At 75.8% G+C, this 11,156-nt stretch carries 13 protein-coding genes; 12 read left to right on the top strand and 1 reads right to left on the bottom strand.

The window, feature by feature from the left end:
- Positions 1–27: 27 nt before the first annotated feature.
- The 12 genes from rimM (at position 28) to J1M39_RS01200 (ending at position 9,774) form a co-directional block, all read left to right on the top strand.
- Positions 28–630, top strand: coding sequence for a ribosome maturation factor RimM (rimM, locus tag J1M39_RS01145; RefSeq protein WP_206496376.1), 603 nt, complete (start codon positions 28–30; stop codon positions 628–630).
- A 3-nt stretch (positions 631–633) separates the two neighbouring features.
- Positions 634–1,380: a tRNA (guanosine(37)-N1)-methyltransferase TrmD gene (gene trmD, locus J1M39_RS01150; RefSeq protein ID WP_206496377.1), complete on the top strand. Its 747-nt coding sequence runs from the start codon at positions 634–636 to the stop codon at positions 1,378–1,380.
- Positions 1,381–1,628: 248 nt separating this feature from the next.
- Complete coding sequence (rplS, locus tag J1M39_RS01155) at positions 1,629–1,982, top strand: 50S ribosomal protein L19 (RefSeq protein ID WP_036340124.1); 354 nt, start codon at positions 1,629–1,631, stop codon at positions 1,980–1,982.
- Between the two features lie 36 nt (positions 1,983–2,018).
- Entirely contained in the window at positions 2,019–2,762 is a 744-nt protein-coding gene (lepB, locus tag J1M39_RS01160; RefSeq protein ID WP_206496378.1) for a signal peptidase I, read from the top strand.
- A complete protein-coding gene (lepB, locus tag J1M39_RS01165) occupies positions 2,759–3,358 on the top strand; it encodes a signal peptidase I (protein ID WP_036312832.1) in 600 nt (199 codons plus the stop codon). The genes lepB (J1M39_RS01160) and lepB (J1M39_RS01165) overlap by 4 nt, the downstream gene beginning before the upstream one ends.
- Positions 3,355–4,107 (top strand): ribonuclease HII, encoded by a 753-nt coding sequence (locus J1M39_RS01170; protein WP_036312829.1) that lies wholly within the window; start codon positions 3,355–3,357, stop codon positions 4,105–4,107. The genes lepB (J1M39_RS01165) and J1M39_RS01170 overlap by 4 nt, the downstream gene beginning before the upstream one ends.
- Before the next feature lie 116 nt (positions 4,108–4,223).
- Entirely contained in the window at positions 4,224–4,547 is a 324-nt protein-coding gene (locus J1M39_RS01175; RefSeq protein ID WP_002853817.1) for a DUF2469 domain-containing protein, read from the top strand.
- A gap of 134 nt (positions 4,548–4,681) precedes the next feature.
- Complete coding sequence (locus J1M39_RS01180) at positions 4,682–5,101, top strand: YraN family protein (protein ID WP_002853815.1); 420 nt, start codon at positions 4,682–4,684, stop codon at positions 5,099–5,101.
- The gene (locus J1M39_RS01185) at positions 5,098–6,702 is read left to right on the top strand and encodes a YifB family Mg chelatase-like AAA ATPase (protein ID WP_101965521.1); all 1,605 of its coding nucleotides are present in this window, start codon (positions 5,098–5,100) and stop codon (positions 6,700–6,702) included. The genes J1M39_RS01180 and J1M39_RS01185 overlap by 4 nt, the downstream gene beginning before the upstream one ends.
- Positions 6,699–7,973, top strand: coding sequence for a DNA-processing protein DprA (locus J1M39_RS01190; RefSeq protein WP_020624515.1), 1,275 nt, complete (start codon positions 6,699–6,701; stop codon positions 7,971–7,973). The genes J1M39_RS01185 and J1M39_RS01190 overlap by 4 nt, the downstream gene beginning before the upstream one ends.
- Positions 7,974–8,260: 287 nt before the next feature.
- Positions 8,261–9,100 carry a tyrosine-type recombinase/integrase gene (locus J1M39_RS01195; protein ID WP_446740318.1) on the top strand — a complete coding sequence of 280 codons (840 nt, stop codon included), beginning with the start codon at positions 8,261–8,263 and terminating at the stop codon, positions 9,098–9,100.
- A 170-nt stretch (positions 9,101–9,270) separates the two neighbouring features.
- Positions 9,271–9,774, top strand: coding sequence for a DUF3145 domain-containing protein (locus J1M39_RS01200; protein ID WP_036340144.1), 504 nt, complete (start codon positions 9,271–9,273; stop codon positions 9,772–9,774).
- 28 nt (positions 9,775–9,802) lie between these two features.
- Here the strand turns inward: J1M39_RS01200 and fabF are convergent, their stop codons facing one another.
- Positions 9,803–11,047 carry a beta-ketoacyl-ACP synthase II gene (fabF, locus tag J1M39_RS01205; protein ID WP_206496379.1) on the bottom strand — a complete coding sequence of 415 codons (1,245 nt, stop codon included), beginning with the start codon at positions 11,045–11,047 and terminating at the stop codon, positions 9,803–9,805.
- Positions 11,048–11,156: the final 109 nt, after the last annotated feature.

Consider the following 11,156-nt stretch of genomic DNA (forward strand, 5'->3'; position numbering starts at 1 on the left):
CACCGACCGTCCCACCCAGGAGAGCCCATGAGTCCCGCAGCCCAGGACGACCTCGTCCGCGTCGCCCGCATCGGCAAGCCGCACGGCATCCGCGGCGAGGTGACCGTGCAGGTCTTCACCGACGACCCGGACGCCCGCTTCGCCCCCGGCGAGCGACTCGTGGTGCGCGACGGCGCCCCGGGCCTGCCGGCGGAGCTCACCGTCACCCGGGCCCGGTGGAACAAGCAGATCCTCGTGGTCGGCTTCGAGGAGTCGCCGGACCGCAACGTCGCCGAGACCCTGCGCGGCGCCCAGCTGTTCGCCGTTCCCGCCGCGCCCGAGGAGTCCGACGAGTGGTACGAGGAGGACCTCGTGGACCTCGAGGTGCGGGTCGACGGCGAGCGCGTCGGCGTCGTCACGGCCCTGACCACCGGGGCGGTCCAGGATCTGCTGCACGTCGCGTTGGACGGCGTCGAGGAGGAGGCCCTGGTGCCCTTCGTCGAGGAGATCGTCCCGGAGATCGACCCCGAGGCCGGCGTGCTCGTGCTGACCCCGCCGCCGGGGCTGCTCGAGCTCGCCACCGGCGAGGACGAGGGCGCCGCAGACGGGCCCGCCTCCGCGAGCCCCGCCGATGCGGATGCGGAGGGCTGAGCGGTGCGCTTCGACGTCGTCACGATCTTCCCCGAGTACTTCGCGGTGCTCGACGTCTCGCTGCTGGGCCGTGCCCGCCGCGAGGGCCTCGTGGACGTGCACGTCCACGATCTGCGCGACTTCACCTTCGACCGGCACCGCACCGTGGACGACACGCCCTACGGCGGCGGCGCCGGCATGGTGATGAAACCGGAGCCGTGGGCGCTCGCGCTCGAGCACGTGGCGGCCCAGGGGCCCGTGTCACCGGCCCCCGCCGAGTCGTCGTCGGCCGAGCCGGGGGTCCGCCCCGTGCTGCTCGTGCCGACGCCCTCGGGGGAGCGCTTCACCCAGCGGTTCGCCCGGGAACTGGCGGGCCGGGAGCACGTGGCGATCGCGTGCGGCCGCTACGAGGGGATCGACGAGCGCGTCTTCGGCTGGGCAGAGGAGCTCTTCGAGGTGCGGCTGGTCTCACTGGGCGACTACGTGCTCAACGGCGGCGAGGTCGCGGCGCTGGCGATGATCGAGGCCATCGGCCGCCTCGTGCCGGGCGTCGTGGGCAACCCGGCCTCGCTCGTCGAGGAGTCCCACGAGGACGGCCTGCTGGAGTACCCGGTCTACACCAAGCCCGCGGACTGGCGGGGCCGTGCGGTGCCGCCCGTGCTGCTCTCGGGCGACCACGGCAAGGTCGCGGCCTGGCGTCGGGCCCAGCAGGAGGAGCGCACGCGCGAGCGACGTCCGGACCTGTGGGCGGCGTACGACTCCGAGGCCTGACCCGCCACGCCCGACGGGCTGGAGGGGCGTCGCGACGTCATCGGCTGTGGCATAATGGGTCCTCGTGTCCGCCGGACGCCCGACCTGCCACAGGGGGCGCGCGTCAACGGATCGGACCCCGGGACCGCACCCCACGTGCGGAGCCCGGCCCTCGGCTCGGGACCCGGCCCCCTCGTCATGCGGACGTGGACGGGCCGTGCGCCCGCCTACCACGCGGTTGACCTGTGGCATCCGCCAGGAGAGACGACATGCACATTCTCGACTCGTTCGACAAGAAGACGCTGCGCGACGACATCCCGGAGTTCGCCCCCGGCGACACCGTCAAGGTGCACGTGAACATCATCGAGGGCAAGACTGCCCGCGTCCAGGTGTTCCAGGGCTACGTCATGGGCCGTCAGGGCTACGGCGTGCGCGAGACCTTCCGCGTCCGCAAGGTGTCCTTCGGTGTCGGCGTGGAGCGCGTGTTCCCGGTGCACTCCCCGGTCATCGACAAGATCGAGGTCGTCACCAAGGGCGACGTGCGCCGCGCGAAGCTGTACTACATGCGCGACCGCCACGGCAAGGCCGCCCGCATCCGCGAGAAGCGCGTCGACGCCAAGTGATCATCCCGGTCGGCCCCGCCGACCGGTGATCGACCCATGCGCACCTCGGAGCCCCGTGACCCCCGCCGGTCACGGGGCTCCGTCGTGTCCGGGGCCGGCTCCTCCTCGGGCCCGACGGCGGCCCCCGCCTCCGGCACGAGCCGCTGGTGGGCGTGGCTCGGCCTGACCGTGGTGGCCGCCGTCGTGGTGGCCGCGGTGCTGCGCGCCCTCACCGGGCCCGTCTACCTCATCCCCTCCGGGTCGATGGAGCCGACCCTGCAGCCCGGTGACCGCGTGCGGGTGGACGCCGCCGCGGCCGGCGGGCAGGGACTGCAACGCGGGGACGTGGTGGTGTTCGACGGTGCCGGCAGCCTGGCGCCGTACCGTTCGGCCGGATCGCTGGAGCGCGGTCTGGAGGACGTCGCCCGGTGGTGGGGCGTCGGCGCGGCCGAGGACGTGTTCGTCAAGCGCGTGCTGGCCCTGCCGGGGGACCGTCTCGAGTGCTGCGCCCCGGACGGGCGGCTGCTGCGCGAGGGCGAGCCGCTGGACGAGCCCTATCTCGGCAGGCCCGTGACCGCAGACGAGCCGGCCGCGGCGGGGACCTGGTCCTTCGAGGTGCCCGACGGGCGCATGGTCGTCCTGGGCGACCACCGCGCCGCCTCCCGGGACTCCCGCGCACTGCTGGGCGCCCCCGGCGGCGGGCTGATCCCGCTCGAGCGGGTCGAGGGCCGGGCCGCGGAGATCGTGTGGCCCCTGTCCCGCCGCGGGACCGTGGACGCCCCCTCCGGGGACACGCCGTGACGGGGCGCCGCACCGCGCTGATCGCGGCCGCCGTGACCGTACTCGCCTGCGTGCTGGCGTGGGCCTTCCTGGCGCGCATGTACGCCATCCCGTCCTCGTCCATGGAGCCCGGGCTGCGGGCCGGCGACCGCGTGGTCGCCACGCTGCTCACCCCGGATCCGTTCCCGGTGCGCCGCGGTGACGTGGTGGTGTTCGAAGACACGAAGGGCTGGCTGCCCGGGGGCGGCCACGTGATCAAGCGGGCCGTCGGGCTGCCGGGGGACATCGTCTCCTGGACACCCGGCGAGGAGACGCTGCGCGTGAACGGGGTGCCCGTGGAGGAGCCGTACCTCGCGCCGGGGGAGACGCCCGCGCAGGAGGCGTTCGAGGTGACCGTCCCCGCGGGGCGACTGTGGGTGCTCGGTGACCATCGCTCGGCGTCGGCGGACTCCCGCGCGCACCGCGCCGGGCCCGGGGGCGGGTTCGTGGCCCTCGACGACGTGGTGGGCCGCGCCCGGTTCGTGGTCTGGCCGCTGGACCGGATCGGCGGCGCCGGCACCGACCCCGACGCGTTCGCCACCGTGCCGGACGCGCCCGCGCCGGAGGCTCGCACGTGACCGCCCGCCGGGGCGGTGGCCGGCCGACGGTGCGCGCCGGCCTGGACGTCGAGGCGGGGCTGGCCGCGCCGGCCCTCGCCGCGCGGGGAGCGGACCGGGTGCTGGTGGCGGGCATGGACGAGGTGGGCCGGGGCGCGCTGGCCGGGCCCGTCGTCGTCGGGGTGTGCGCCGCGTGGCTGCCCGCCGCCGGGCAGATCCCTCCGGTGCGCGACTCCAAGGCGCTCACGGACCGACGCCGGCGCGCCCTGGTCCCGCAGATCGAGGACTGGGCGGCCGGGGTGGCGCTGGGCGAGGCCGGCCCCGCGGAGATCGACGCGCTGGGGATCTCGGCGGCCCTCGGCCTCGCCGGGCGACGGGCGTGGGCGGCGCTGTGCGCCGCGGTGGGGCAGGAGCCGGTCGCCCTCGTGCTCGACGGCCGGGACGACTGGCTGAGCCGCTCCGATCCCGACGCCGGCCCCGCGCCCGCGCCGCGCCCGCTGCCGCCCGAGCCCACGATGCTGGTGCGGGCCGAGGACCGGTGCGCGACGGTGGCGGCCGCGTCGATCGCCGCGAAGGTGGCCCGCGACGACGTCATGATCGCCCTCGACGCGGCGCACCCGGGGTACGGATGGGCCGGGAACAAGGGGTACGGCTCAGCCGCGCACCGGGCCGCCCTGGCCGAGCGCGGGGCGAGCGAGCAGCACCGGCGCAGCTGGAACCTCGGGCTGCCGGGCGCGCCCGCGCAGGCGCCGCCCACGCTGTTCGACTGAGCCCCCGGGGCCGGGCGAGGCCGCCCGTTCGACGTGCGACCCCCGGACGGGGGAGGATGGAGGCCGTGCGTGCCCGGACTGTCGCGGGTGCGCGGCGAACACTGAGGAGGCATGTCATGAGCGCAGACGACGTCGAGGACTTCGAGGCCGAGGCCGAGCTGCTGCTCTACCGCGAGTACCGGGACGTGGTGGGCCTGTTCCGCTACGTCGTGGAGACCGAGCGGCGCTTCTACCTCGCCAACGACGTGCGGCTGACGCCCCGCCAGGCGGACGGGGACGTGTTCTTCGAGATCCTGCTCGAGGACGCGTGGGTGTGGGACGTGTACCGCACGCAGCGGTTCATCAAGCGCGTGAAGGTGCTGACCTTCAAGGACGTGAACATCGAGGAGCTGCCCACCGAGGACCTGACGGTCCCGCCGGACGGCCAGCTGCCGAGCTGACCCACCCCTGATCGGCCCCGAGGGCGGGACGCCGACGTCCACTCCTGCACAGGCGTCCGGCCCCGCACAATCCCCGCCGCCACCCACCCGGCGACCCCGCCCGGGACCACCCTGGTGCCCAGGAGGTGGTCGGGATGACGGGGACCGCGGAACGGATCGGGGCGCAGCCGCCCGGAGACAGGCGCGCCAGCCGCGCGCACACGGCACTGGGCCGGTTCGGCGAGGACGCCGCCGCGCGCTGGCTCGCCGAGCGCGGTTACGTGATCGCCGACCGCAACTGGCGGGGCGAGGCCGGAGAGCTGGACATCGTGGCCCACCACGCGGGCTGGTGGGTGGGCGTCGAGGTGAAGACCCGCTCGGGCCTGGCCTTCGGCGACCCGTTCGAGTCGATCGACCGGCGCAAGCTCACCCGGCTGCACCGCCTCACCGCGGCGTGGGTGCGGGCCCACGCCGCGGACCGCCGGGGGACGCCCTGGCGCGTCGACGCCGTCGCCGTGCTGGTGCCGCGCACGGGCGGGATCCGCTTCGATCTGCTGCAGGACGTGCGGCCGTGAGCGGCATCGGACGCACCCGCTCCATCACGCTGGCGGGTCTGCGCGGGGAGGTCGTGCACGTCGAGGCGGACATCGCCCAGTCCCTGCCCGGGTTCACCCTCCTCGGCCTGCCGGACCAGGCGCTGCAGGAGAGCCGGGACCGCATCCGCTCCGCCGCGCGCAACGCCGGACTGCCCCTGACCCGGCGGCACCTGACCGTGAACCTGCTGCCGGCGGGGGTGCACAAGCGGGGCGCCTGCCACGACCTGGCGATCGTCCTGGCGGCCTACGCCGCGGACGGGCGGGTGCGGAACGTCGAGGGGCCCGTGTTCCTGGCCGAGCTCGGCCTCGACGGCGCCCTGCACCGCTCGCCGGAGACCGTGGCGATGGTGATGGCCGCCGTCGACGCGGGGTGCTCCGAGGTGGTCGTCGCCGAGGATGCGGAGGCCGAGGCCCGACTGGTCCCCGGCGCCGAGGTCCGCGGCTTCGCCCATCTGCACGACGTCATCCGCGCCTTCGGCGGGGAACCGGACGGAGAGCCGCCCCACCGCCCGGCCCGACGGCAGGTGACAGCCCCGGAACCGGAGCCGGCCCGTGCGGTGCCCGACCTCGCCGAGGTCGCCGGACAGGCCGAGGCCCGGTTCGCGCTCGAGGTCGCAGCCGCCGGCGCCCACCACCTGCTGCTCATGGGCGCCCCGGGGGCGGGCAAGACGATGCTCGCCGAGCGCCTGCCCGGAATCCTGCCTCCCCTGGACCGGCGCACCGCGCTCGAGTGCGCCGCCCTGCGCTCCCTCCGCGGCGGCGACGCCCGTGTCCGGCGCAGGGGCGGGACGGCCCAGGGGTTCGACGGTGACATCGACCGGACCCCGCCGTTCGAGGCACCCCACCACTCGGCGTCCCGCTCGGCCCTCGTGGGCGGCGGCAGCGGCCTCGCCCGGCCGGGAGCGGCCTCCCTCGCCCACGGCGGCGTGCTGTTCCTGGACGAGGCCCCCGAGTTCGAACGGCGCACCCTCGAGGCGCTGCGCCAGCCCCTCGAGTCCGGGGAGGTGCTGCTGCACCGGGCCCTCGGCGCCGTCGTCTACCCGGCCCGGTTCCAGCTCGTGCTGGCCGCCAACCCCTGCCCGTGCGGCAAGGGCGGTGGCACGGGCGTCGAGTGCCGGTGCAGCGTGCCCGAACGCCGCCGCTACGCCCAGCGGCTCTCCGGGCCGCTGCTGGACCGCGTCGACCTGCAGGTCACCGTGCGGCCCGTCGAAGCGCGGCAGCTCACGGGGGCGCCCGCGTCCGAGACCACGTCGCAGGTGGCCGCCCGGGTCGCCGCGGCCGCCGACCGCCAGGCCCGGCGCTGGGCCACCGCCGCCGAGCGCGGGCTCGCCCCGTCCGGGCTGCGCCGCAACGCGCACGTCCCCGCCGGGGTGCTGCGGCACGGCCCCTACGCCGTGCCCCGAGCGGCCCGCCGACCCGCGGACGACGCCGTCGACCAGGGCCTGCTGAGCGCGCGCGGCCACGCCCGCGTCCTCCGCCTCGCCTGGACCCTGGCGGACCTGCGCGGCGCCGAACGGCCCGCACCCGAGGACACCGACGTGGCACTCACGCTGCGCCACCAGAACGAGGAGGACGCATGACCACCCACGTCACCCCGGCGGCGGACCACGTCCCCGTCGCCGGGCCGCGCCGGCCGGACGCCGCCCGGCTCGCCCGCGCCGCCCTGACCCGGCTGGTCGAGCCCGGGGACGCGCTCGCGGTGCAGACCGTCACGGCGCTGGGGCCGGAGCGGGCGCTCGCCCTGCTCACGGGCCGGGAGACGATCCAGCCCGCCGAACGCGATCTGCTCGCCGATCACGCCGGCACGCCCGACACGCTGCCCCGGCGCTGGGCCGCGGGCCTGGCCCGCTGGGCGCCCCGGGCCGCCCGACTGGAGCCGGAGCGCGACCTCGTGACTCTGCACCGGCTCGGGGGAGGCCTGCTGATCCCCGAGGACGACGCCTGGCCCGCCGCCCTGGCGGACCTGGGCGAGGAGGCGCCTCTGGGCCTGTGGTTCCGCGGCTCCGGAACGCTGCCTCCCGCGGACCGGATGCTCGCCGTCGTCGGCAGCCGGGAGGCGACCGCGTACGGGCGGACGGTGACCGCCCGCTGTGCCGCCCACGCCGTCCAGCAGGGCGCGTGCGTGATCTCCGGCGGCGCGTACGGCATCGACGGCGCCGCCCACCGGGCCGCGCTGCAGGCGCTCGCCGCACCGGGAGACGCGGCGGATCGCGACGGCGTCCCGCCCACGGTGGCGGTGCTGGCCGGCGGCCTCGACCGGTTCTACCCGGCCGGCCACGAGGACCTGCTCCGCGCGGTGATGGCCGCCGGGCTGCTCGTGTCCGAGATGCCGCCCGGGGCGAGCCCCACGCGCTACCGGTTCCTGCAGCGCAACCGGGTCATCGCCGCGCTCGCGGGGGCCGTGCTGGTGGTCGAGGCGCGCTGGCGTTCGGGGGCGCAGAACACGGCGGGCCACGCGTTCGGCCTCGGCCGCGAGGTGGGCGTCGTCCCCGGCCCCGTGACCTCGCCCAGCTCGGCCGGCTGCCACCGTCTGCTGCAGGAGAGCCCCGCCCGTCTCGTCACCACCGAGCAGGAGGCCCTTGCCCTGCTCGGTCAGGGGCCCGCCCGGAGCGGCGGCGCGGGTGGGCCGTCGTCCACCCGGGCAGCTCCCGAGCCCGCCGCGCGGCCCACCGACGGGCTCACGATGGAGGAGGCCCTCGTCCACGAGGCGCTGCCCCTGCGCCAGGCGGTGCCCGTCGACCGGATCACCGTCAGCGCCGGGCTCGCGCTGCCCACCGTCCTGGCCTGTCTGTCCCGGCTGCAGCGGGCGGGCCTGGCCGAACGGGTCGAGGACCGGTGGCGGCGCGCATGACCTCCGGCCGCGTCGCCCGGGGCGCGGATGGCAGAGTGGGGGGATGGCCCCGTCGTCCTCCGTCCGTCCCGCCCCTGAAGGATTAAGAGCTGAAATTGAAGAAAATGAAAAATTGACTATGTTTATTTTCCATTAGGATTATTTTTTTTTTTCAAGCAGAAGACGGCATACGAGTTGTAGCTCCGTCTCGTGGGCTCGGAGATGTTTATAAGAGACAGTACCTCGCCGATCTGCATTCCCTCATCGACTACGTCGCCGGCACAGCCGCCACCGCGGGGACGCCCCCCGTGGACGACGATGCTCCCGCTCGCCACGGGCCCAGCGCACCGGACGTCCTCCCCGAGCTGGACATCGAGGACCTGCGCGGCTGGTTGGCGGCCATGAGCGGGTCCGGCCTCGCCCGCGCGACCCTGGCCCGCCGGGTGGCCGCCGTCCGCACCTTCACGGCCTGGCTGCGCCGCGAGGGCCTGCGCTCCGACGACCCCGCCCTGCGGCTGCGCTCGCCCCGGCCCGAGGGGACGCTGCCCCACGTGCTCCAGGAGCAGCAGGCGACCCGGCTCCTCGCGGCCGCCCAGGAGCGTGTGGACGCGGCCGCCGCGGGCGACGACCCCGCCGCCCACGCGCTGGCCCTGCGGGACGCCGCCCTGCTCGAGCTGCTCTACGCCACGGGCGCCCGGGTGGCCGAACTCTCCGCCCTGGACGTGGACGACCTCGAGGCCGGCCGCGGCGTCGTCCGGCTGACCGGCAAGGGAGACCGGCAGCGCACCGTCCCCTACGGCGCACCCGCGGGCCGCGCCCTCCAGGAGTGGCAGCGGCTCGGTCGCCCCCGCCTGGCCCGGCCGGACTCCGGCCCCGCCCTCTTCCTCGGCGCGCGCGGCGGCCGGCTGGGGGTGCGCCAGGCGCGCACCGTCGTCGACCGGGCACTCGAGGGCCTGGGGGACACCGCGGCGCGCGGGCCGCACGCGCTGCGCCACACGGCCGCGACCCACCTCCTCGACGGCGGCGCCGACCTGCGCAGCGTGCAGGAGCTGCTGGGGCATGCGTCCCTGCGCACCACGCAGGTCTACACACACGTCTCGATCGATCGCCTCCGCGAGGGCTACCGGCAGGCCCACCCACGCGCCTGACGCCTCCCCGGAGCACCCCCGGCCCGTCCCCTGCGCCGCCACGACACGCAGGGCGCCGCGCCGCCTCGTTGCCGGCCCAGCATCCCTGGTGCACAATGGCCCCAGGATCCACCGGAGCCGCGACGTGGTCGTAGGGGAAGACGCACCGCATCGCACCCTCGGAGGCATCCATGACCAGCACCCATACCCGCGGCGTGGTCCACATCCTCTCCGCCCCCACCGCCCTCTGCCCCCACGTGGAGTGGGCGCTGAGCTCCGTGCTCGGCCCCGCGACCTCGGTGGAGTGGGAGGGTCAGCCGGTCGCGCCCGGCCAGCACCGCGCCGAGGTGCACTGGACGGCGCCCGCCGGCACCGGCGCGCGTCTGGCCTCCGCCCTGCGTGGCTGGCCGCACCTGCGCTTCGAGATCACGGAGGAGCCGTCCGCCGGGGTCGACGGCTCGCGCTGGTCCCACACCCCGGACCTCGGCATCTTCCACGCCACCACGGACGTCTCCGGCAACATCATGGTCTCCGAGGACCGCATCCGGTACGCCTACGAGGCCGGTGCGGGCGACCCCAGCGTGCTGATGCACGAACTCTCCCTCGCGCTCGGCGAGGCCTGGGACGATGAGCTCGAGCCGTTCCGGCTGGCCGCCGCCCACGCCAACGTGCGCTGGCTGCACCGCGCTGTCTGAGCCTTCGCCCGGCCGGCGGCGCTCCGGCTCAGACGCTGCGGAACACGGCCACCGCGTTGTGGCCGCCGAACCCGAACGAGTTCTTCACGGCCACGCGCGGCCCCTCGGGCAGGCGGGCGGGGGAGCCGGTGACCACGTTCAGCGGGATCTCCGGGTCCTGGTGGTCCAGGTTGATGGTCACGGGCGCCTGGCCGTGGTGCACGGCGAGCACGGACAGGATCGACTCGATCGCGCCTGAGGCGCCCAGCAGGTGGCCGGTCTGGGACTTCGTGGCCGAGACCTGCACCTGGTCCAGGTGGTCGCCGAACACGGCCCGCATGGCCAGGTACTCCGGGGCGTCGCCCTTGGGTGTGGACGTCGCGTGGGCGTTCACGTGGCACACGTCCTCGGGGGTGATGTCGGCCGACCTCAGGGCGGCGCGCATCGCACGGGTCGCGCCCAGGCCCTCGGGCTCGGGCGCGGTGATGTGGTGGGAGTCGGAGCTGACGCCCGCGCCGGCCAGCTCGGCGTACACGCGCGCGCCGCGGGCCTTCGCGTGCTCCTCCGACTCGATCACCATGACGCCGGCGCCCTCACCGAGGACGAAGCCGTCGCGGTCCACGTCGTAGGGGCGGGACGCGGCCTGTGGGTCGTCGTTGCGCTTGGACAGCGCCTGCATCGCGGCGAACGCGGCCATCGGCAGCGGGTGCACGGCGGCCTCGGCGGCGCCGCAGATCACGACGTCGGCCTGGCCGGAGCGGACGAGCAGCAGCGCGGTCTCGAGCGCCTCGGTGCCGGCGGCGCACGCGGACACCACGGTGCGGGCGCCGGCGCGGGCGCCGAACTCGAGGGAGAGCGCGCCGGCGGCGCCGTTGGGCATGAGCATCGGGACGGTCATGGGCAGCACGCGGCGCGGGCCGCGCTCGCGCAGGGTGTCCCAGCCGTCCAGGAGGGTCCACACGCCGCCGATGCCGGTGCCGAAGGCCACGGCGAGCCGGTCGCCGTCGACCTCCGCGCCCTCGAGGCCGGCGTCCTTCCAGGCCTCGCGCGCGGCGACGGTCGCCATCTGGGTGGCCGGGTCCTGGCGCTTCTGCTCCACCTTGGACAGGACCTCGGAGGTGGACACGGCCAGCTCCGCCGCGAAGGTGACGGGCAGCTCGTACTTCTCCACCCAGTCGTGCTCCATGGTGCGCGCACCCGAGACGCCCTGCAGGGCATGGGACCAGAAGGTGGGCACGTCGCCGCCGATGGGCGTGGTGGCGCCGAGGCCGGTGATCACTGCGGTGCGGGTCATGGGTCTGCTGCCTCTGGGTCTCGAGTGGGGATCGGGCGGAGGGGTGTCGTCGGCACGATGCGCGGCGCTCGCCGGGGTGCCGGAAGTCGAGGGTGTCGGGGGCCGGGGG

The organism is Micrococcus sp. KRD077 (assembly GCF_017168505.1).
Classification (GTDB): domain Bacteria; phylum Actinomycetota; class Actinomycetes; order Actinomycetales; family Micrococcaceae; genus Micrococcus; species Micrococcus luteus.

Bases quoted from the DNA above. Each gene is read 5' to 3' on its own strand.
- rimM (WP_206496376.1), top strand. From the start codon at position 28: ATGAGTCCCGCAGCCCAGGACGACCTCGTCCGCGTCGCCCGCATCGGC.
- rplS (WP_036340124.1), top strand. From the start codon at position 1,629: ATGCACATTCTCGACTCGTTCGACAAGAAGACGCTGCGCGACGACATC.
- lepB (WP_206496378.1), top strand. From the start codon at position 2,019: ATGCGCACCTCGGAGCCCCGTGACCCCCGCCGGTCACGGGGCTCCGTC.
- J1M39_RS01175 (WP_002853817.1), top strand. From the start codon at position 4,224: ATGAGCGCAGACGACGTCGAGGACTTCGAGGCCGAGGCCGAGCTGCTG.
- J1M39_RS01180 (WP_002853815.1), top strand. From the start codon at position 4,682: ATGACGGGGACCGCGGAACGGATCGGGGCGCAGCCGCCCGGAGACAGG.
- J1M39_RS01190 (WP_020624515.1), top strand. From the start codon at position 6,699: ATGACCACCCACGTCACCCCGGCGGCGGACCACGTCCCCGTCGCCGGG.
- J1M39_RS01200 (WP_036340144.1), top strand. From the start codon at position 9,271: ATGACCAGCACCCATACCCGCGGCGTGGTCCACATCCTCTCCGCCCCC.
- fabF (WP_206496379.1), bottom strand. From the start codon at position 11,047: ATGACCCGCACCGCAGTGATCACCGGCCTCGGCGCCACCACGCCCATC.